The organism is Phocaeicola plebeius, from assembly GCF_003437535.1.
Classification (GTDB): domain Bacteria; phylum Bacteroidota; class Bacteroidia; order Bacteroidales; family Bacteroidaceae; genus Phocaeicola; species Phocaeicola plebeius_A.
Map to the genome: position 1 here is coordinate 97260 of NZ_QSQT01000007.1, position 22908 is coordinate 120167.

The window sequence follows — 22908 nt, forward strand, 5'->3', positions numbered from 1 at the left end:
TTTTCTTTAAACTACTTAATATATAAGCAGGTGGCTCAATATATATTGTTGTAAAATCTATGAAGAAATTTCATACTCTTAAAACAATATAAGGCAGGAAAACATATTTTATTGACAAATGAAAACGCGTTTACTGAATAAATGTATGGAATTTTATTTGTCTTGTATGACTCAATAAATTCGTTTTGAGCTAATATATTCATCTAATTATATAAAAATGACTTATTCAGAGTATAATCTTGGTAGAAAATCCGTATAGAATATCAGTTTACAAGCCATCTTGATTTACAAATCTTATTTAATTGAATAATTTCTATTTATTTATAGATCAATAATTTATAATACTTTATAGTTCCGCCGGAACTTTGGTCATTTCTTTCATCGGAATGCAGTCGCAGGAAGTGAAGATTAAGCCTATCGTAAAAGTGGTGTTGAAGTCTGATGCTGAGGTACTTGATGAAGTTGTGGTAACTGCGTATGGTACTTCTACCAAAGGGTCATTTACAGGTTCTGCAGCAGTGATGAAAGCTGATAAGATTGAGAAACGTCAGGTGTCAAACGTATCAAATGCATTGGCTGGAGCTGTAGCAGGTGTGCAGATTTTGAGTAATAACGGTCAGCCGGGTGAAGATGCAAAAGTGCGTATCCGTGGTGTCGGATCAATCAATGCCGGAACAGATCCGTTGTATGTAGTTGATGGTGTGCCTTATGATGGAGATTTGTCATCTATCAACTCTGCAGATATTGAATCGATGACAGTGTTGAAAGATGCGGCTTCTACAGCGTTGTATGGTGCGCGTGGTGCAAACGGTATCATCATGATTACTACTAAAAAAGGTACTTCTGGTAAGGCACGTGTAAACTTCGATGCAAAATGGGGTGCCAACTCTCGTGGAGTAAAGAACTACGATGTGCTGACAAGTTCAAAGAATTATCTGGAAAAAGCTTACGAAGCTATCTATAATGGTTATGTACAGACCAATGGCATGACTCCGCAGGCTGCCAATGTAGCTGCAAACAATACTTTGCTTTCTGCTGGAAATGGTGGTGTAGGTTATCAGATTTATACAGTACCTGAAGGTCAGTTGCTGATTGGTAGCAACGGTTTGCTGAACCCGAATGCTACATTGGGCTATACAGATGAATATGGATATTATTATACTCCGGATAACTGGGCTGATGAAACATTTAGAACATCTCTTCGTCAGGAATATAACTTGAATGTGTCTGGCGGTAACGATAAGTCTACTTTCTACATGGCTTTCGGCTATTTGGATGATCAGGGTGTAATTGAAGGTTCTGGTTTGACTCGTTTCAGCGGTCGTTTGAAGGGTGACTACAAGGTAACAGACTGGTTGAAAGTGGGTGCCAACATGAACTATGTAAACTCAAAGAGTAACTATCCGGGCGATCAGGATAATGCATCATCTTCCGGTAATGCTTTCTATATTGCCAATAACATTGCTCCGGTTTATCCGATGTATGTACGTGGAGCTGACAAACAGATTATGACACTGAACGGTCGTAAGGTGTATGATTACGGTGATGGTGTAAGCAGTCCTTCATCACGTGCATTTATGTCTATTGCCAACCCGGCAGGTGACCTTATTTATAATAAGACTGAATTTTTGGCTGACGTGCTGAATGCAAACTGGTTTGCTGAATTGACTCCGATTAAAGGTCTTACCATCAGCGCACGCTTTGGTATGAATATCGACAATACACGTTACAATGATTTGGGTAACGCATATATGGGTCAGAGTGCTTCTTATGGAGGTAATGCTTATCAGGCTGCAATGCGTACTTTCGGTTTTGACCAGCAGTATGTAGCTAACTATCAGTTTGCAGTGAAAGATGTACATCATTTTGATATTACTGCCGGTTATGATGGTTATTCATACCAATATACAGAATTGACAGGTTCTGGTCAGAATCTGTATGACCCTGAAAGCTTCTATATTAGCAATACAATTGATAAGAAGACTGCCAGCGGTATGAAATTGACTTATGCTACTGAAGGTTTCTTTGGTCGTGTCAACTACTCTTATGACGATAAATACTTTGGTAACGTTTCTTACCGTCGTGATGCTTCTTCTCGTTTTGCTCCTGAAAATCGTTGGGGTGACTTCTGGGCTGCAAGTGTGGCTTGGATGATTACACGTGAAGATTTCATGAAGGATATCACTTGGATTAACATGTTGAAACTGAAGGCTTCTTTCGGTCAGCAGGGTAACGATGATATCTTGTTCCCAGGTGGATATACTGTAGGAGTGATGGAGACAGCTAAAAACTATTATCCATGGATGGACCAGTATAACATGACTGGTGCAGACGGTGTGTTCTCTGACGGTACGATGATTGCAAAGGGTAATCGCGATTTGACTTGGGAAACTTCAACTTCTTATAACGTAGGTATTGATTTTGCCTTGTTCAATAACCGTTTGAACGGATCGGCTGAATACTTCGGTCGTAAGTCAAGTGATATGCTTTACAACAAACCGGTTGCCGGAAGTGTGGGTTATACTTCTATTCCGATGAACGTAGGTTCTATGACCAACTCTGGTTTTGAATTGGATTTGACTTATTTGATTTTCAACCAGAAGAACTTTACTTGGGATGTGAATTTGAATGCCACTTTCATCAAAAATAAAATCAACAAGTTGCATCCGGACTTGGATGGTCAGTTGATTGATGGAAACTACATTTACGAAGAAGGTGAATCAATGTACCGTATGTATTTGGTAGATTATGCTGGCGTAGATCCAGAAACAGGTTTGGCTCAGTATTGGGCAAAAGATGACAAGGGTGAGTTGTATAAAACAGACAATTATGCATTAGCTCAGACTACAAACAAGGTGGCCACAGACAACTTGATGCCGAAGGTATACGGTGGTTTGGGAACTTCTGTACAGCTTTACGGTTTTGATGCTTCTATTCAGTTGTCTTATCAGTTGGGTGGTCAGATTTATGACTCAGGTTATCGTTTCATGATGGCTGGAAAAGGTGACGGACAGAACTGGCACAAGGATATTTACAATGCATGGACTCCGGAAAATAAATATACGGATGTACCTCGTCTGAATGCACAGGATAAGTATACAAACTCTACTTCAACTCGCTGGCTTGCAAGTTCTAACTATCTGAGTGTAAATAATATCACTATTGGTTATACACTTCCGTCTAACTTGGTTCGCAAGATGATGCTGGAAAAACTGCGTGTATATTTCACTGCCGATAATGTAGGATTGCTTTCTGCACGTAAGGGTCTTGACCCACGTCAGAGCTATACAAGTGCTACTACATCACTTTATACTGCCATCCGTACAATTTCTGGAGGTATCAGCCTTACATTTTAATTAAAATATAAATAAGAAACAGATATGAAAACAAAATATATTTTTGCTTCATTGCTTGTATCTTCACTGGCTGTGACTGGTTGCCAGGATATGGATACATTGCCCGATGGAGGAATCGTGACAGACTCTCAGAAGGAGACCGTTTCTACACTGAATCCTGAACGTGGAGTGGCAAAGGTAAATGCGATTTTCTCTACTTTCAACCAGGCTTTCCCTAACTCAAGTGCATTGGGAGCTGAACGTCATAATGATATTGGTTATCCTACTGTCATGTTGTGTCTGGACTCTAATACAGAAGACGTAATAAGTGATAACAACGGTTATAACTGGACTGGATATGACTTGACATTTGAAGACCGTGAAAATACTTCCTTGGAAGGACAGATGGTATGGAATGACTTGTATTCTATCGTTTTTGCTGCCAACAATGTAGTAGGAAGCATTGATGAAAAAACAGAAGACGCCAATGAACAATTCTATCTGGGACAAGGACTGGCTGCACGCGCATTCTCTTATTGGGTAATGGCACAACTGTATCAGTTTAACTATAAAGGTAATGAGGACAAACCTTGTGTACCGCTGATTACAGAAAAGAATTCGGCAGATGCTTCTGTGAATGGTTGTAAACGTTCGTCTGTAAAAGACGTGTATACACAGATTGAATCAGACTTGAACAATGCTATTGATTTGCTGACTAATGCAGAAAAAGGAAAGGTAAAACGTGCTGACAAGCGTTATATCAGTCTGTCAGTAGCATACGGACTTCGTGCACGTATGTATCTGTCAATGCATGAATACGCTAAAGCAGCTGATGATGCGGCAAATGCTATCAAGGCGGCAACAAGTGAAGGTATTGCTATCGCTTCTCGTACTGCGGTAGGTAAACCGACATTTTGGAGTGTAGATGAGGTGAACTGGATGTGGGGTATCATTGTCAGCGAAACAGATGACGTGGTAGATACAGGTATCTGTAACTGGCCTTCTCACATGGGATCACTGAGCTATGGATATGCAAACTATTCAGGTGGTCGTCAGATTAGTTTGAAATTATATAAGGAGATTGATGATGCTGACATCCGTAAACAATGGTGGTTGGATGCCGCTGCAGAATCTGATGGTTTCTTAAGTGACGAACAAGCTGCTTTTGTGGCAAAACAGGGTTACAAGCCTTATACTCAGGTAAAATTCGGTCCCTATAATGATGTGGTAGGTACTACTATCAATGCCAATGATATTGTATTGATGCGTATTGAAGAAATGTATCTGATTGCTGCAGAAGCATACGCTGAAGCTGGAAATCGGGCTGAAGGTGAAAAATATTTCAAGGAATTGCTTAACAACCGTTTGTCAAGCGGATCACAAGCTTATTTAACTGACTATGCTTCTAATCCTCAGGAAGCTGTTTATTTCCAGCGTCGTATTGAACTTTGGGGTGAAGGAGTAATTTGGTTCGATGTAATGCGTCTTAACAAGGGAGTAGACCGTCGTGGAGCTGGTTTCCCGAATGCAGAATGTGTATTTAATATTGCAAAAACAGACGATATCTTGTTGTGGCGTATACCGGAAGCTGAACTTCAGGCTAATAAGGCATTAACTGCAGAAGATAGTCCGGCATGGACTTTACCGAAACCAGTTGCAGATGAATAATAAGTTAGATTAAAGTTAAAAACTAAGAGTATTATGAAATTAAATAAATTCTTTTTCGGATTATTGATGACTCCGGCCGTAATGATGGTAGGATGCAGCGATTATGAAGATACGGAAGTGGCAAGCCCGGAAGCAGATGCGGATGCAATTGGTGCTTATTTTGAAAGCAGTGCAGTTTCTGAACAGTTGTCACCGGGGCAAACATCTTTTAAGATTGTGTTGAATAGAGCTTCTTTTTCTGAAGCTGTAAATGTACCGGTTAAGGCAACAGATCCAGATAACTTTTTCTCTTTGTCAGATAATCAGTTTGTGTTTGATGCTGAGAAACAGGTTAGTAGTCCGATAACTGTTACTTTCAATCAAAGCGTAGTAGAGCTTCAGAAGACATATTCTTTGAAGTTGCAGGTTGCAGACGGAGTGAAAGATCATTTGTATGGTGCAGGTTATACAGATGCAACCTATTCTATGGTGATTGATTATGCCTGGAAGAGTGACTCATTGGCATCTACAATGGTGAAGGATGAATATGCTGGTACATTTGATAAAGAAGGAGCTTTAGCTGCAGTAGAAATTGCAAAAGATTTTGAGGTAGACGAAGAAAAACCATCACCTGATTATACTAAGAATTCTTTGGTGCGTATCTCTAGTTTCTTTGCTACTATTGGTAAGTCGAAGGCAGCTGGAGAAGACCACATTCAGTTTGTGGTAGATAAGGATCATAAAAATCCTCAATTCTTAACAACTGATTACCTGGCTAATAATGAAATTTCTCTGAAAGTCAATACAACAAAATTGGCTACAGGAATGACTCAGAAATTTGCTGAAGAGAAGGAGTATCCTATCTGTATGGACTTGGTAGGTATTAACGTGGAAGCAGCAACTGCTGAGGCTAAAACGGACAACGTGACTTATCAGGTAACATATGAACTTTATGCATTTGATGAGAAAGCTGATAAAAAATATCTGCTTTCAACAGAAGATGATACTGTACCAGTAGAAGGTAATACTCAATATAAAGCTAAATTTGAAGTGAAATTCGTAAAAGCTTCTGCTGAATAATCGTTATTATAGCTGAAATAATAAAAGAGGTATGTCCTGTGTGGATGTACCTCTTTTTTCGTCTTATTCACTTAAAAACTGGTCTTTTTGTTAGAATGAACTTCTTAATAATACAAAATAATTGCAATTTTATTCTATTTGTATTCACTTTTTATGCGGTTGAAGAAGTGAAAGCAAGTTCTTAAAAACCATCTGTTTATCTATTTTGATATCGTTTTACTCCTTATAAATAAATTTTAGTGTAAAATTGCCCGCTGTTTTATAATTTCTCTTTATTTTCTTACATTCGCGCCCCGTTTGTGATAAATGTATTAGACTAACTTAACTAAATTAAAAGAGAGATTTTATGAAACAAAGAATGACGTTGTTCATGGCCATTCTTCTGATAGGGATTGGTCTGTCAAACGCCCAAGTTTCTCAAGTGACCGGTAATGTGATGTCGGAAGAAGACGGATTGCCGGTAGTGGGCGCATCGGTGTTGGTAAAAGGTACTACTGTAGGGACAGTGACCGACATTGATGGAAACTTTACAATTTCTGGTGTGCCGGCTTCGGCAAAAACTTTAGTGGTTTCTTTTATCGGTTTGCAGAGCCAGGAAGTGGCTGTAAAACCGGTGGTGAATGTAGTGTTGAAATCGGATGCACAGGCTTTGGAAGAAGTGGTGGTTGTGGCGTATGGTACGCAGAGCGCACGTACGGTGACAGCTTCAGTAGCTTCAATCCGCAACGATGTGTTAAAGGACGTGCCTAATACAAGCTTGGACCAGATGATGCAGGGACGTGCCTCTGGTTTGAATGTAACGACTCCTTCAGGAGGAGTAGGTCAGGCTCCTGTGGTACATATTCGTGGTGTAAACTCGATTACTTCGGGTACTTCTCCTTTGTACGTAGTGGATGGAATGCCGATTCAGTCGGGTGATTTGGGCGGAGGATTGGGTAATGCCAATGCGTTGGCTGACATTAATCCGGCTGATATTCTTTCTATTGACGTGTTGAAGGATGCGGCGGCAGCAGCTTTGTATGGTTCACGTGCGGCAAACGGGGTCGTGCTGATTACTACCAAGCAGGGAAGCAGCGGAAAAGCAAAAGTAACGTATGATGCTTCTGTCGGTTTCTCCAACCGGACGAAGTTCATTGATATGATGAATGCACAGGAGTATGTAGACTTCAAGAATATGGCGGTTCGTAATGCATACGGAACAGATGTAGCAGCTGAACTGGCTGCTATGGATAAGACATTCATCGCTAATCCTGCTTATGGTGATAAGGCATTTAACTTGATGCCGGGAGTAGACTCTAACTGGGCAGATGCTATTTTTCAGAATGGGTTTACACAAGACCAGACTGTAGCCGTAAGTGGTGGAACGGAAAAAGTGAAATATTATATGTCGGCTAATTACAATACGCAGAAAGGTATTGTAGTGGGCGATAACTATAAACGTCTGGGCGGTAAGGCTAACATTGTGGCTAACGTAACAGACTGGCTGAAGATTGGTATGAACTCGAGCGTGAACGTAAGTTCTACATCGCAGGTGGATGCGGCACGTAACGGTTCAAACTTTGCAGTAGGTGGTTTCCCGCGTATGGCGCTGGCTAACTCTCCGAATATACCTATCTATGATGAAAATGGCAAAGGTTATTATGAACATTCGTTAGGTGTGTTGGGTTATGGACCTAATGCGGTAATGAATACATTTTCGAATCCGGTGGCATTGGTGGAATTGGGTAATAAGACCAACGTGGATGTAAACCGTATTTTGAGCAGTTTCTTTGCAGAAGTTACTCCTGTGAAAGGTCTTACATTGAAAACCCAGTATAATATTGACGATGCACGTATCGAAAACTCTCGTTTCTGGTCACCTAATCATGGAGATGGAGTAAATAAAGGCGGGTATGCGTTCAATGCGGCAGTGCATAGCAGTATCTGGACCTGGACGAATACGGCAACGTATGATTTTACGGCTAATCGTCATCATTTCAATTTCCTGGTGGGTATGGAAGCTACTGAAAGCAGCTACAATGAATGGGATGCTTCTCGTACAGAATTGCAGGATGATAAGTTTACGAACTTCCAGGGAACTTTTGCCAATGCCACAGCTTCGGGTAGTATTTCCAAGAGCTCTATGGTTTCGTATTTTGGACGTATCAACTATGACTTTGCATCGAAATACATGTTCTCTATCAATTTCCGTCGTGATGGCCTTTCTGCATTGAGCAAGGATAATCGCTGGGGTAACTTTGGAGGTGTTTCAGCGGCATGGCGTGTGTCGGAAGAAGCTTTCTTTGAACCGCTCAAGCATGTGATTGAAGACTTTAAGATCAAGGGTAGCTATGGTGTGGTAGGTAATACGAATATCGATGACTATGCCTCACGTTCGTATTATTCTCCTTACTATTACGGTTCTCAGGGAAGTTATCGTTTAAGTAAGATTGCCGACCCGAATTTGAAATGGGAATCTTCAGAAAAGTATGACGTAGGTTTCAGTGCACGTGTACTTGATCGTATCGATATTGATTTTGATTATTTCTATACGAAATCTTCAGACTTGATTCTGGATGTGCCACAGGCTCCTTCGAAAGGTCTTCCAGGAAATATCCTGACAACCAATGCTGGAAAGATGACAAACTCAGGTATTGAGTTGACGATTTCTGCGGATATTTTACGTGACGGTGCATTCAAATGGAATACAAGTTTTAATATTACGACTACTCGTAATAAGGTTGTATCTCTGGCTAATGGTTTGGATAATATTATCAAAGGTGATGCCACTGGATTGGAAATTACAAATATCACAGTACCTGGCAAGTCTATCGGTCAGTTGTATCTGACACCGACAGGTGGTGTAGATCCGGAAACCGGGTTCCGTGTGTTCTATGGAGAGAATGGAGAACGTGTGCTGTATAATCATGCCTCGAAAGCAAAATGGATGCTTGAAGATGGTACGCCTTATGAGGGCAGCTTGAAACCGGTGATTTGCGGAAATACACTGCCGACATGGTATGGTGGATGGAGTAATAACTTCTCTTACAAGAATTTTGACTTGTCTTTGTTCTTCCAGTTCTCAGGTGGAAACTATATTTATAATGGTACGAAGGCGACGGTAAGTGACATGCGTTACTGGAATAACTCGAAGGAGGTACTTCAGAATTACTGGACTCCGGAAAGAAAGAATGCCATTTTCCCGAAACCAGTGTATGGCGATAACTATTCTAATGGTTCGGCCATGCCTATCAGCGAGTGGGTGGAAAAAGGTGACTATTTGCGTTTGAAGAATATCTCATTGGGTTATACCTTCAATACGAAGAATTGGGCGAGTGCCATCGGTATCAGCAAGTTGCGCGTATATGCACAGGTGCAGAACTTGTTCGTAATTACGGGCTATTCGGGTATGGATCCGGAGGTGATGTCGAATACGACCAATGCTACTCTGGCTCCGGGTACGGATAAAAATACTTTGCCACAGGCACGTACATACACATTTGGTGTAAACTTGGCGTTTTAATTGTTGAATTTTTAAAAGCAGATTCGAATGAAAAAATATATTGTATATGCTATATTGATGGCTGGAACCACGTTGAGTAGTTGCAGTAGCAGTTTCTTGGATCAGGAACCACCTTTGTACATTGAGCCGGGAGATATTTATAATGATGCAAATCGTTTGGAAGCAGCTGTATTAGGCTTGTATGGTTCGATAAAAAATGATGCGTCGGATTCCTTCATGGGAGGAAAAACCTATCTGGTGTTTGATAACCGTGGAGAAGATATTGTAAATTCTGACCCGAACTTGATTACTTTGGCCAATACTTATAAGTTTAATGTGGGCAAAACAGATGCAGAAAATACGGTGACCTGGAGCATGGCATACGCTGCCATTAACCGTGTCAATATTTTCTTGGATGAGTTGGAAGGTGCTAAAGCTACTGCTGGAGAAAAGTATGAGCAGTATAAAGCGGAGGCAAAGTTTGTGCGTGCATTTGCTTATTACTATTTGAATAATCTGTATGCTACGCCCTACGTAATTAATCCGGATGCGAAATCTGTGCCTTTACGTTTGACTCCGGAAAAGAACGGTGAACACAATGCGTTGAAACGTGCTACAGTGAAGGAGGTTTACGAACAGATTCTTTCGGATTTGGAAAATATCAGTGCGTTGCCGGTAAAAGCAAAAGCAGATGAACCGACTGTAACTCGTGCTACACAGGCGGCTGCCAATATGTTGAAGATGCGCGCGTATATGTCCATGAATAACTGGACAGAGGCGGTAAAAGCAGGTAAGCTGGTGACAGGCTACGAACTGACTCCGAAGTTTGGAGATATGTTCAAGGCTCCTTATTATACGGATGAAACCATATTCTCTTTGCCAATGAAGGAAACAAACCGCCCGAATACCCAGCAAGGATTGGCAGAATATTATTACGCTAAGAATACGATTTTGTGGGTAGACGTGGAGAACGGTATCATGGGCAAGCCGAATTACAATTCAGCTGATGATGCCCGTGTGCAGATGAAGAACGAAAAAAATCAGTTGCTGAAGTTTACGGATGCTGCACAGAAACTGGATTGGGCACCGATTTTCCGTTATGCGGAAACGTTGTTGAACTTGGCTGAGTGTTATGTAAATCTGGGTGGAACTGAAAATGAGAAACTTGCCAGAGAATGTCTGAAACAGGTGAGATTCCGTTCATTACCGGAGACAAGCAATCAGTTGGATATTGATCATTTGTCTGGTGAAGATTTGAAGATGGCGGTTTATAACGAACGTCGTCTGGAGTTTATCGGTGAGGCGATGCGAGGCATTGATGTGTTGCGTCGCGGAGCTAACTTTGAACGGAAAACACAGATTACTCCGCAAAGTAGCGGATATGTTTGGCCGATTCCACAAAGCGAAGAATTGATGAATCCGGATTTGAATAAATAAGGAAGAAGTAAAAAGAGCGTATCTGTAATGAGATGCGCTTTTTTTATTTATATTTGCGCTCTATAGAATTTAGATTTATACTGAATGAAAGAATTTGTAATATCAGAAGCACAGACAGAAAAAGCTGTGCTGGTAGGTTTGATAACTCAGACTCAGAATGAACGTAAGACCAATGAATATTTGGATGAGCTGGCTTTCCTCGCTGAGACGGCTGGGGCAGAGGTAGTAAAACGTTTTACACAGAAACTGGATACGCCGAACTCGGTGACTTACGTGGGTAAAGGTAAGTTGCAGGAGGTGAAAGAATACCTGGAGTTGCAGAACGAGAGTGAAGAGACGGAAATCGGGATGGTGATTTTCGATGATGAACTTTCGGCCAAGCAAATCCGTAACATTGAGAATGAACTGAAAGTGAAGATTCTGGACCGTACTTCACTGATTCTTGATATTTTTGCGATGCGTGCACAGACAGCCAATGCCAAGACGCAGGTGGAACTGGCGCAGTATAAGTATATGCTTCCGCGTTTGCAGCGTTTATGGACGCACTTGGAACGTCAGGGTGGTGGTTCCGGTGCCGGAGGTGGTAAAGGCTCTGTAGGTTTGCGTGGTCCGGGTGAAACTCAGTTGGAAATGGACCGTCGTATCATCTTGAATCGTATGGCTCTGCTGAAACAGCGTCTGGCAGAAATTGATACGCAGAAGTCTACTCAGCGCAAGAACCGTGGACGCATGATTCGTGTGGCATTGGTGGGATATACCAACGTGGGTAAATCGACGTTGATGAACCTGCTGGCCAAGAGTGAGGTCTTTGCGGAAAACAAATTGTTTGCTACGCTCGATACCACCGTGCGTAAAGTCATTATCGAAAACTTGCCTTTCTTGCTTTCGGATACGGTAGGATTTATCCGGAAATTGCCGACTGACTTGGTCGATTCGTTTAAATCTACGCTGGATGAGGTACGTGAAGCGGATTTGCTGGTACACGTGGTAGATATTTCACATCCGGATTTTGAGGAACAGATTCAGGTGGTAGAGAAAACAATTGCCGATTTGGGTGCAGGTGGAAAGCCGAGTATGATTGTATTTAATAAGGTAGATGCCTATACGTATGTAGAAAAGGCCGAGGATGACCTTACTCCGAAGACGAAAGAAAATATCACGCTGGAGGAACTGATGCATACCTGGATGGCGAAACTAAATGATAATTGTATCTTTATTTCCGCACGTGAGAAGACCAACATTGATCAGTTCCGTGATTTATTATATAAAAAGGTAAAGGAACTGCATGTGCAGAAGTATCCTTACAATGATTTTCTATATCAGACATACGACGAAGAATAACTACAAGAAAATATGACACAACACTATCGTTTACTGACAAAAGAAGAAATCGCACGACTGGAGGCGCAGCACTGTATAGCTTCCGATTGGAGTGGTGTAGAAGTGGCCGATGATTTTCATACGGATTATATTCATCACACCCGTTTTTCGGGAAAAGTGCGACTGGGCGTTTTTGAAAAAGAGTTTACTTTGGCTGGTGGAATGGCCAAACATTCTGGTGTATATTATGCAACCTTGCACAATGTAACGGTGGGTGACAACTGCTACATTGAGAATGTAAAGAATTACATTGCCAACTATGAAATAGGGCATGATACCTTTATCGAGAATGTAGATATCATCCTGGTGGATTGCCATAGCCGTTTTGGGAATGGAGTAGAAGTCTCAGTTTTGAATGAGACTGGCGGACGTGAGGTGATTATTCATGACCGTCTTTCTGCTCATCAGGCTTATATCATGGCTCTTTATCGTCATCGCCCGGTACTGATTGAGAAAATGCGGAAGATTATTGAGTCTTATGCAGAGTCACATGCGTCAGATACGGGTACTATCGGGAGTCATGTAATGATAGTGAATGCCGGTTACATCAAGAATGTACGGATTGGAGATTATTGTCAGATTGAGGGTGCCGGCCGTTTGAAGAATGGAAGCATCAATAGTAATGAGCATGCACCGGTGCATATCGGTTACGGAGTGATTTGTGATGATTTTATCATCTCAAGTGGCTCACACGTAGAAGATGGCACGATGCTTACACGTTGTTTCGTGGGGCAGGCTTGTCATTTGGGACATACCTATTCGGCTTCTGATTCATTGTTCTTCAGTAATTGTCAGGAGGAAAATGGAGAGGCTTGTGCCATTTTTGCCGGACCTTTTACCGTAACGCACCATAAGTCTACATTGCTTATTGCCGGCATGTTCTCGTTCATGAATGCAGGTTCAGGCTCTAACCAGAGTAACCACATGTATAAGTTAGGGCCGATTCATCAGGGGGCATTGGAACGAGGTGCTAAGACCACTTCTGATTCTTATATCCTGTGGCCCGCCCGTATTGGTGCCTTCTCACTGGTGATGGGACGTCATGTCACTCATCCGGATACTTCGAATCTGCCTTTTTCTTATTTGATAGAGGAAAAGAATACAACTTATCTGGTGCCGGGTGTCAATTTGCGGAGTGTAGGTACAATTCGTGATGCGCAGAAGTGGCCTAAACGTGACCAGCGGAAAGACCCGAACCGTTTGGACCAGATTAATTATAACTTGTTGAGTCCGTACACTATTCAGAAGATGATGACTGGCCGACAGATTTTGAAGGAACTGGCTCGTGTGTCGGGGGAAACTTCCGAGATTTACTCTTATCAAAGTGCGAAAATCAAAAATTCGGCACTGAATAAGGGAATCAAGTTTTATGAGACTGCTATCCATAAATTTCTGGGAAACTCTGTCATCAAGCGTCTGGAAGCCATTCATTTTGCTTCAGATGAAGAAATTCGTGCTCGTCTGCTTCCGGATACGCCGATTGGAACAGGAGAATGGGTGGATATTTCCGGACTGATTGCCCCGAAGAGTGAGATAGAACGCCTGATGGAGGATATTGAGTGCGACCGTTTGAACAGTGTGGATGAGATACACGACCGTTTTGCAGAGATGCACGCCAATTATTATACGTATGAATGGACGTGGGCGTATGAAAAAATGCTTGAATTCTATGGCTTGCAGGCTGATATGATTACAGCGGCAGACATCGCAGCTATCGTACGCCAGTGGCAGGAAGCTGTAGTGGGACTGGATAAAATGGTGTACGAAGATGCCAAGAAGGAATTTTCGTTGACTTCCATGACCGGATTCGGGGCAGATGGAAGCAGTGAGGAAAAGATGCGTGACTTTGAAGAAGTGCGTGGTGTGTTCGAAAGCAATCCGTTTGTGACAGCGGTACTGGAACATATAAAGGTAAAAACGGAGCTTGGAAACGAACTGATAGAACGTGTAAAGAATTTATTGTAAAATGGGAGGTACTGCGTATGGAAAGAATATGCAGATATATATGTTTGCTTTGCGTTTGCTTCATGGCTTTGCAGATGCAGGCCAATAGAAGAAAGGTGATGGAATCTCCGGGTTTCGTCTTGTCGAATACGGCGGAGATAGAATTCAAACGGATTATCCAAACCAGTGAACAGACTCAGGTCGATGCAGTGATGTATGGTAAGCCGGGAACTCCGGTTGTCATTTCCTCGAAAGCGGCATTGAAATGGGCCGATGGAGGAATGGCACAGCTTCGTGAGGCGGAACGTATTTCCATTGATGGAGTGACTGAGCCGGAAGTAATCGACGAGAATGGGACTTTGGAAGTAACTCTTTCTTTTTCGCCGGTTCCTTCGGATGTGCATGAAGTAGATTTTATCGAGCCGGAGATGGGATGGAACATCTTTGGCATCCAGTTGAGTAGGGAAGAACCTTATGTGTATGTGCCTAATTACCTTACTACAGATAAGCCGGAACGGAGCAATGAAATTCCAGAGCCGGGATTGGCAGTAGGAAAGGCTGTAGTAAACGGTTATATTTTAGGATATGATCCTAGAATGTCATTGTTCACGGAATTGGAATATGAAGACGGTCTTTTCCCTAAGGAGTGGAAGCAAAGCATTAAAGTCCGTCAGGATGGCTCGTTTCATCTGGAAGCAGAGTTGTTGCAACCAACTTTGACGGCATTGCGGTTGAACGAAGCGGTTTTGAAACTGTTTCTTGTGCCCGACGAAGAGGTGACGGTGTATATCAATCTTCCTCGCCTGAGCATGTCTGCTTCCCGTTTGCTGGGTAAACGTTACGAGAAAAAACAGAAGGCCTGGTTTGACGGAGCAGCTGAGACTATTAACCGGGAGCTGGCCAGTTCCCCTTCTTCTGCTGCACTGAATGCCTATCGTGCTGTAGAAAAAGGTTTGATGGAGAGTCCGGAGGTCGCTTCCAGGTTACAATCTGACTATGAGCAGGTGATGCCCATCTGTACCCGGATTACTGCTTCCTCTTCTTTGTCTTCTGATGACCGGAAAGTGCTGAAAACGGTGAATTTTCCGGAAATTCGTATGTATGTGGAAGCTGTGGCAGAAGCACTTCAGCAGAATGCCGAACGGATGGAGTCGGTGAAAGAAGCGGTGATTGCTTCGCTGGATGCGCAGGTAGAAGGAGCGGATATTCTTCCTAAGATTATTGCTCCTCATAAAGGGCGTGCCATCTTGATAGACTTCTGGGCTACGTGGTGCGGTCCTTGTAAAAAAAGTATGCAGTCTATGGTACCGTTGAAGAAAAATCTGTCATCAAAAGACATCGTATATATTTATCTGACGGGACCTTCTTCCCCCGAAAATATCTGGAAATCAAATCTGTCCAAGATGACGGGAGTACACTATCGGCTTACTGACTCACAATGGAAGTACTTGTGCACCTCTTATGGAGTAACTGGAATTCCGGCTTATCTGATTATCAGTCATGACGGAAAATTGCAGGGACGTTATGTGGGATTCCCCGGGGTAGATGTACTGCAAAAGGACCTGATTCGTGCAATAGAAGAGTAAGAAGAATTACAGATAACTTTTTGTAGGAATTAAGGAAAAATTTCAATAATACTTTGTAACTTTGTGTCCACTAATAACTCACAATTAATTTAATGTATTATGGCAACACCCGAATTCAAGTATCAGCCAATGTTTGAACATGGCAAGGATACAACTGAATACTATTTGCTTACAAAAGACTATGTGTCTGTAAGCGAGTTTGAAGGAAAACCCATCCTGAAAATCGAAAAAGAAGGTTTGACTGCGATGGCCAATGCGGCTTTCCGCGATGTTTCTTTCATGTTGCGCCGCTCTCACAACGAACAGGTGGCAAAGATTCTGACTGACCCGGAGGCAAGCGACAACGACAAGTATGTAGCTTTGACTTTCCTGCGTAATGCAGAAGTAGCTGCCAAAGGCGTACTTCCTTTCTGTCAGGATACCGGTACAGCAATTATCCACGGTGAAAAAGGACAGCAGGTTTGGACTGGCTACTGTGATGAAGAAGCGCTTTCTCTGGGTGTGTACAAGACTTATACAGAAGAAAATCTTCGTTACTCTCAGAACGCTCCGCTTACTATGTACGAAGAAGTGAATACTCGCTGCAACTTGCCGGCTCAGATTGACATCGAAGCTACTCAGGGTATGGAGTATGAATTCCTTTGCGTAACAAAGGGTGGTGGTTCTGCTAACAAGACTTACTTGTATCAGGAAACAAAAGCCATCTTGAATCCGGCTACACTGGTTCCGTTCCTGGTTGAAAAGATGAAGACTTTGGGAACTGCAGCTTGTCCTCCTTATCATATTGCATTTGTAATTGGTGGTACATCAGCTGAAAAGAACCTGTTGACTGTGAAATTGGCTTCTACTCGTTTCTACGATAACCTGCCGACTACTGGTAATGAATACGGACGCGCATTCCGCGATGTAGAACTGGAGAAACAGGTATTGGAAGAAGCACACCGCATCGGTCTGGGTGCTCAGTTCGGTGGTAAATATTATGCACACGACGTACGTATCATCCGTTTGCCGCGTCACGGTGCTTCTTGTCCGGTAGGTTTGGGCGTATCTTGCTCTGCTGACCGTAACATCCGTTGTAAAATCAATAAAGACGGTATCTGGATTGAAAAACTGGATTCAAATCCGGGCGAACTGATTCCGGAAGAATTGCGTCAGGCTGGTGAAGGCAATGCAGTGAAGATTGACTTGAACCGTCCGATGCCGGAAATCCTGGCTGAACTGGATAAATATCCGGTAGCTACTCGTCTGTCTTTGAACGGTACTATCATCGTAGGTCGTGACATCGCACATGCCAAACTGAAAGAACGTCTGGATCGTGGTGAAGACCTGCCTCAGTATATCAAGGATCATCCTATTTATTATGCTGGTCCGGCTAAGACTCCGCAGGGTATGGCTTGTGGTTCTATGGGCCCGACTACTGCTGGTCGTATGGACCCGTACGTAGACTTGTTCCAGAGTCACGGTGGTTCTATGATTATGTTGGCTAAAGGTAACCGTAGCCAGGCTGTAACAGATGCCTGCAAGAAACACGGTGGTTTCTATTTGGGCTCTATCGGTGGTCCGGCTGCCATCTTGGCTCAGAACAATATCAAGAGCATTGAATGTGTAGAATATCCGGAACTGGGTATGGAAGCTATCTGGAAGATTGAAGTAGAAGACTTCCCGGCATTCATCTTGGTAGACAACAAGGGTAATGATTTCTTCAAACAAATCAAACCTCGTTGCACTGGCAACTGTAAGTAATTGACACCTCTGATATGCTTCTTTCTGTAAAATGGGAGAGGCATAAGACCATACAAAGGATTTGCAAACCGTAGCCTGTCGATGGCCGGATTTGCAAATCCTTTTTCTTTCACTCTGCGCTGGCAGGTTTGTTTCACTATAGTGGATTAACAATGAATATTCTACGTTTTTGTAAAAATTGGACGTTGCCCATAGCCATGGCAATGGGAGTCATTCTGTACTTTGTGTATGTCAATATCCCTTTTCTTGCACCTACCAAGCCCTTTGTGGCTCATGCCATCGATATTGTACAGCCGGTATTGATTTTCCTGATGCTTTTTCTTACATTCTGTAAAATCAATGTGCACGATTTGAAGTTGTGTGCCTGGCATTGGCGTTTGCTGCTGATTCAGGGAGCAAGTTTCTTGCTTTTGGGATTGCTCCTGGTGATTTTCCCGGATTTCTCGGATCGTATATTGGTGGAAGGAGCTATGATTTGCCTGATTTGTCCTACGGCTACAGCGGCTGCGGTGGTTACACGTAAGTTAGGAGGAGATGCAGCCCATCTGACCACCTATACCATTTTAGTCAATTTGCTGGCGGCTATTTTGGTGCCGCTGGTACTTCCATTAGTTCACCCGCATCCGGAACTGAATTTTGGCAGTTCGTTTGCGCTGATTTTGGGAAAGGTGTTCCCTTTATTGCTTTGTCCGTTCCTGGCAGCCATTTTACTGCGGGCTTTACTTCCGAAAGTACATGCCAAGTTAGGACAGTATCATGAACTTTCTTTTTATCTGTGGGCTGTGGCGTTGACATTGGCTATTGGAGTAACGGTGAAGAGTATCGTACACAGTGATGTGTCTTTCTGGTACCAGGCCGGATTGGGAGGCGTTTCCTTGGTTTGCTGTGCCCTGCAGTTCTATTTCGGGAAAAAGATAGGACGTCGTTACGATGATTCCATCAGCTCCGGACAGGCCTTGGGGCAGAAAAATACGGTATTTGCCATCTGGATGGGCTATACTTTCTTCACTCCTGTGACGGCCGTTGCGGCAGGATTCTACAGTGTGTGGCATAATGTAGTCAATTCCTACCAGTTGTATTTGCAGCGTAAATCGGAGGGAGAGTCCGACGCTTTGAAAAATTAACAGCTTGTCTGTCATTGCTGTGCTCGGAAAGTTGTAACTTTGCCGTCACTTTGTAATGTAGAAGAATAAATTCGCATGATTTCAATAGAAGGACTGAAAGTGGAGTTTGGAACTACTCCGCTGTTTGAAGATGTATCGTTTGTTATCAACAAAAAAGACCGTATTGCACTGGTAGGAAAGAACGGTGCCGGAAAATCGACTATGCTGAAAATCCTGGCCGGATTACAGCAGCCTACAGAGGGAGTGGTAGCCGTACAAAGAGGCATTACCATTGGTTATTTGCCGCAGGTCATGATACTGAGCGATACACGTACGGTAATGGCTGAGGCCGAGATGGCCTTTGAGCATATTTTTGAGATGCAGGAAAAACTGGAGAAAATGAACCAGGAACTGGCCGACCGTACGGATTATGATTCTGAAAGCTATCATGAGCTGATAGAGCGGTTTACCCATGAGAACGAACGTTTCCTGATGATGGGAGGAACCAATTACCGTGCAGAGATAGAACGTACGCTTACGGGATTGGGATTCAACCGTACAGACTTTGACCGTCCTACTTCTGAATTCAGCGGGGGATGGCGTATGCGTATTGAGTTAGCGAAACTGCTGTTGCGTCGTCCTGATGTGCTGTTGCTCGACGAGCCGACCAACCACCTGGACATTGAGAGTATCCAGTGGCTGGAGAATTTCCTGAAGATGAGTTCCGGCGCGGTAGTACTGGTAAGTCACGACCGGGCATTCATTAACAACGTGACCAACCGTACCATTGAAATTTCCTGCGGACGGATATACGATTACAAGGTAGCTTACGATGAGTTTGTCGTGCTGCGTAAGGAACGCCGCGAACAGCAGTTGCGTGCTTACGAGAATCAGCAGAAAGAAATAAAAGACACGGAAGATTTTATCGAACGTTTCCGTTATAAGGCTACGAAGGCAGTACAGGTGCAGAGCCGCATCAAGCAGCTGGAGAAAATCGTACCTATTGAAATTGACGAAGAAGATACTTCTACACTTCGTCTGAAGTTCCCTCCTTCCATGCGCTCCGGTAACTATCCGGTGATTTGTGAGAATGTGAAAAAGGCGTATGGCGACCACGTGGTTTTTCACGATGTGAACCTGACCATCCATCGGGGTGAAAAGGTGGCCTTTGTGGGTAAGAACGGTGAAGGTAAGTCTACACTGGTGAAGTGTATCATGGACGAGATTCCCTATGAAGGAAAACTGACCATCGGACACAATGTACAGATTGGCTATTTTGCACAGAATCAGGCACAGCTGCTCGATGAAAACGTGACTGTCTTTGATACTATCGACCGTGTGGCAAAAGGAGACATCCGTCTGAAGATTAGAGACATCTTAGGTGCCTTCATGTTTGGAGGAGAGGCTTCCGAAAAGAAAGTAAAGGTGCTTTCAGGAGGTGAACGCAGTCGTCTGGCTATGATTAAGTTGCTGCTGGAGCCGGTGAACTTCCTGATTCTGGACGAGCCGACCAACCACCTCGATATGCGTTCGAAGGATGTGCTGAAGGAAGCCGTGAAAGAGTTCGACGGTACGGTCATCGTGGTATCTCACGACCGTGAGTTCCTTGACGGACTGGTGACCAAGGTGTACGAATTTGGTGGCGGACTGGTGAAGGAACATATCGGCGGAATCTACGATTTCCTGCAAAAGAAGAAAATGGAGAATCTGAATGAACTTCAGTTGTCTCAATCTCCGCAGACCGCTTCGCCCAAGAAAGAAGAGCCTGCAGAGAGTGAAAGCAAACTTTCGTATGAAGCGCAGAAGGAGCTGAACAAGAAAATCCGCAAGCTGGAGAAGCAGGTGGCCGACTGCGAGGCAAAGATTGAGAAACTGGAAGAGCAGGTGGCACAACTAGAGGAACAGATGGCTACTCCTGAAGGTGCTTCCGATATGAAGCTGTACGAGCAGCACCAGCAGCTGAAAAAACAGATTGCGGAGGCAGAAGAGGAATGGACACTGCTGCTGTCGGAACTGGAAGAAATGAAATAAATAAGAGAGACTTGATTAAAATAACGCATTTATGAACAAGAAGAATTATGTAGCCGTAGCTACGTTGGCATTTGCTATGCTGACAAGCTGCGCTGGACAGAAGGAAGCGAAAAGCACTTCTGGCATTGATTTGGCAAACATGGATACTACCGTGTCTGCCGGTACGGACTTTTTCCGTTACGCATGTGGAGGATGGAACGATGCACATCCGCTGACTGCCGAATATTCTCGTTACGGCACGTTTGATGAACTGTTTGAAAACAGCCAGAAGCAGTTGCGTGAACTGATTGAAGGACTGGCTGCGCAGAAAAATAATCAGGCTGGTTCTGCCGCACAGAAAATCGGTGACTTGTATAACATGGCTATGGACAGCGTAACCTTGAACAAGCAGGGTGCAGAACCGGTGAAGGCTATGCTCGACAAGATTGCCGGCATGAAAGACAAGAGTGAAATCGTGCCGATGATGACTGAAATGGCTCATATCGGTATCGGTACCTATTTCCACAGCTATGTATATGCTGACCCTAAGAACAGCTCACTCAACATCTTCCAGATGGGACAGGGTGGTATCAACTTGGGTGAAAAGGAATATTATCTGGATACCGACAGCATCACTCAGAATATTCGTGAACAGTATAAACTTTACATCGGCAAGTTGTTCCAGCTGGCTGGCTTCTCTGAAGCAGATGCACAGCAGAAAGTGGCTGATGTGATGGAACTCGAAACTGCCATTGCTAAAGTTTCACGCAGTGCAACAGAACTTCGTGACCCGGAAGCTAACTACCACAAAATGTCTTTCGATGAACTGAAGAAGACCATTGCCGGAATTGACTGGGATGCCTATATGAAAGGTTTGGGTATTCAGGCTCCGGCAGAACTGAACGTAGAACAGGTAGAGCCGATTCAGGAAGTAGCTCGCCTGATGAATACACTTCCGTTGTCTAAACATGTATCTTATCTGGAATACAACCTGCTGGATGCAGCAGCTTCTTGTCTGAGCGATGACTTTGTAGCTGCCCGTTTCGATTTCTATGGCAAGGTCTTGTCAGGACGCCAGGTAAATCAGCCGCGCTGGAAACGTGCTGTAAACTCAGTGAACGGTATGCTGGGTGAGCTGGTAGGCGAGATGTATGTGGAAAAATACTTCCCTGCTGCTGCCAAAGAACGTATGGTGAAGTTGGTGAAGAATCTGCAGACTGCCCTGGGTGAACGTATTGATGCACAGGAATGGATGAGCGACAGCACCAAGATTAGAGCACACGAAAAGTTGGCTACCTTCCATGTAAAAGTAGGTTATCCTGACAAGTGGAAAGACTATTCTAAACTGGAAATCAAGAACGATTCTTACTGGGCTAACGTATGCCGTGCTTCAGAATGGGGATTCAATGATATGTACAGCCGCATTGGTAAGCCGGTTGACAAAGATGAATGGCTGATGACTCCGCAGACTGTCAATGCCTACTATAATCCGTCAACTAACGAAATCTGTTTCCCTGCTGCTATTCTTCAGCCGCCGTTCTTCAACATGGAAGCTGACGATGCTGCCAACTATGGTGCCATCGGTGTAGTAATCGGTCACGAAATGACGCATGGATTCGACGACCAGGGCCGTCAGTTCGACAAAGACGGAAACCTGACCGACTGGTGGGCTCCGGGTGATGCTGACCGTTTCAAGGAACGTGCACAGGTGATGGTGGATTTCTTCAACAAGATTGAAGTATTGCCGGGCCTGCAGGCTAACGGTGAACTGACACTGGGTGAGAACCTGGCCGATCACGGAGGTTTGAACGTAGCTTATCTGGCTTTCCAGAATGCAACTAAGGATGCTCCGCTTGGCGTAGTCGACGGTTTCACTCCGGAACAGCGTTTCTTCCTGGCTTATGCTACTTTGTGGGCTGGTAATATCCGCGACGAACAGATTCGTGTGTACACTAAGTCAGATCCTCACTCATTGGGTAAATGGCGTGTAAACGGAGCGTTGCCTCACATTCAGGCTTGGTACGATGCCTTCCACATCACACCGTCTGATCCGCTGTATGTAGCTCCTGAAAACCGTGTGAACGTGTGGTAAACTACAGACGGTAATTCACAATCTCTATAAATGGGGGTATATGAACTGTTGCAAGGTTCATATACCCCTT

General features: G+C 43.6%; 12 protein-coding genes. All 12 read left to right on the forward strand.

The window, feature by feature from the left end; translation table 11 throughout:
- The first annotated feature begins 338 nt into the window (after positions 1-338).
- The 12 genes from DXD04_RS05065 (at position 339) to DXD04_RS05120 (ending at position 22838) form a co-directional block, all read left to right on the forward strand.
- On the forward strand, positions 339-3356 hold the full coding sequence (locus DXD04_RS05065) for a SusC/RagA family TonB-linked outer membrane protein (protein WP_304322080.1): 3018 nt from the start codon (positions 339-341) through the stop codon (positions 3354-3356).
- A gap of 24 nt (positions 3357-3380) precedes the next feature.
- Positions 3381-5003: a RagB/SusD family nutrient uptake outer membrane protein gene (locus tag DXD04_RS05070; protein ID WP_117671423.1), complete on the forward strand. Its 1623-nt coding sequence runs from the start codon at positions 3381-3383 to the stop codon at positions 5001-5003.
- A 33-nt stretch (positions 5004-5036) separates the two neighbouring features.
- On the forward strand, positions 5037-6062 hold the full coding sequence (locus DXD04_RS05075; protein WP_147330741.1) for a hypothetical protein: 1026 nt from the start codon (positions 5037-5039) through the stop codon (positions 6060-6062).
- Between the two features lie 346 nt (positions 6063-6408).
- A complete protein-coding gene (locus DXD04_RS05080; RefSeq protein WP_117671427.1) occupies positions 6409-9564 on the forward strand; it encodes a SusC/RagA family TonB-linked outer membrane protein in 3156 nt (1051 codons plus the stop codon).
- A 27-nt stretch (positions 9565-9591) separates the two neighbouring features.
- Positions 9592-10980: a RagB/SusD family nutrient uptake outer membrane protein gene (locus DXD04_RS05085; protein WP_117671429.1), complete on the forward strand. Its 1389-nt coding sequence runs from the start codon at positions 9592-9594 to the stop codon at positions 10978-10980.
- An 84-nt stretch (positions 10981-11064) separates the two neighbouring features.
- Positions 11065-12321, forward strand: coding sequence for a GTPase HflX (gene hflX / locus DXD04_RS05090; RefSeq protein ID WP_022054264.1), 1257 nt, complete (start codon positions 11065-11067; stop codon positions 12319-12321).
- A 12-nt stretch (positions 12322-12333) separates the two neighbouring features.
- Complete coding sequence (locus DXD04_RS05095) at positions 12334-14325, forward strand: DUF4954 family protein (protein WP_117671431.1); 1992 nt, start codon at positions 12334-12336, stop codon at positions 14323-14325.
- A 17-nt stretch (positions 14326-14342) separates the two neighbouring features.
- Complete coding sequence (locus DXD04_RS05100) at positions 14343-15890, forward strand: TlpA family protein disulfide reductase (protein WP_229035457.1); 1548 nt, start codon at positions 14343-14345, stop codon at positions 15888-15890.
- A gap of 99 nt (positions 15891-15989) precedes the next feature.
- Positions 15990-17633, forward strand: coding sequence for a fumarate hydratase (locus DXD04_RS05105; RefSeq protein ID WP_007557817.1), 1644 nt, complete (start codon positions 15990-15992; stop codon positions 17631-17633).
- Between the two features lie 152 nt (positions 17634-17785).
- Positions 17786-18757, forward strand: a complete 972-nt coding sequence (locus tag DXD04_RS05110; protein ID WP_117671435.1) for a transporter — start codon at positions 17786-17788, stop codon at positions 18755-18757.
- A 75-nt stretch (positions 18758-18832) separates the two neighbouring features.
- The gene (locus tag DXD04_RS05115) at positions 18833-20767 is read left to right on the forward strand and encodes an ABC-F family ATP-binding cassette domain-containing protein (RefSeq protein ID WP_117671437.1); all 1935 of its coding nucleotides are present in this window, start codon (positions 18833-18835) and stop codon (positions 20765-20767) included.
- 31 nt (positions 20768-20798) lie between these two features.
- Positions 20799-22838: a M13 family metallopeptidase gene (locus tag DXD04_RS05120; RefSeq protein WP_117671439.1), complete on the forward strand. Its 2040-nt coding sequence runs from the start codon at positions 20799-20801 to the stop codon at positions 22836-22838.
- Positions 22839-22908 lie beyond the last annotated feature (70 nt).

Excerpts from the sequence above, each read along its gene's own strand:
- DXD04_RS05070 (WP_117671423.1), top strand. The coding sequence starts at position 3,381 with ATGAAAACAAAATATATTTTTGCTTCATTGCTTGTATCTTCACTGGCT.
- DXD04_RS05075 (WP_147330741.1), top strand. The coding sequence starts at position 5,037 with ATGAAATTAAATAAATTCTTTTTCGGATTATTGATGACTCCGGCCGTA.
- DXD04_RS05080 (WP_117671427.1), top strand. The coding sequence starts at position 6,409 with ATGAAACAAAGAATGACGTTGTTCATGGCCATTCTTCTGATAGGGATT.
- DXD04_RS05085 (WP_117671429.1), top strand. The coding sequence starts at position 9,592 with ATGAAAAAATATATTGTATATGCTATATTGATGGCTGGAACCACGTTG.
- hflX (WP_022054264.1), top strand. The coding sequence starts at position 11,065 with ATGAAAGAATTTGTAATATCAGAAGCACAGACAGAAAAAGCTGTGCTG.
- DXD04_RS05095 (WP_117671431.1), top strand. The coding sequence starts at position 12,334 with ATGACACAACACTATCGTTTACTGACAAAAGAAGAAATCGCACGACTG.
- DXD04_RS05100 (WP_229035457.1), top strand. The coding sequence starts at position 14,343 with ATGGAAAGAATATGCAGATATATATGTTTGCTTTGCGTTTGCTTCATG.
- DXD04_RS05105 (WP_007557817.1), top strand. The coding sequence starts at position 15,990 with ATGGCAACACCCGAATTCAAGTATCAGCCAATGTTTGAACATGGCAAG.
- DXD04_RS05110 (WP_117671435.1), top strand. The coding sequence starts at position 17,786 with ATGAATATTCTACGTTTTTGTAAAAATTGGACGTTGCCCATAGCCATG.
- DXD04_RS05115 (WP_117671437.1), top strand. The coding sequence starts at position 18,833 with ATGATTTCAATAGAAGGACTGAAAGTGGAGTTTGGAACTACTCCGCTG.
- DXD04_RS05120 (WP_117671439.1), top strand. The coding sequence starts at position 20,799 with ATGAACAAGAAGAATTATGTAGCCGTAGCTACGTTGGCATTTGCTATG.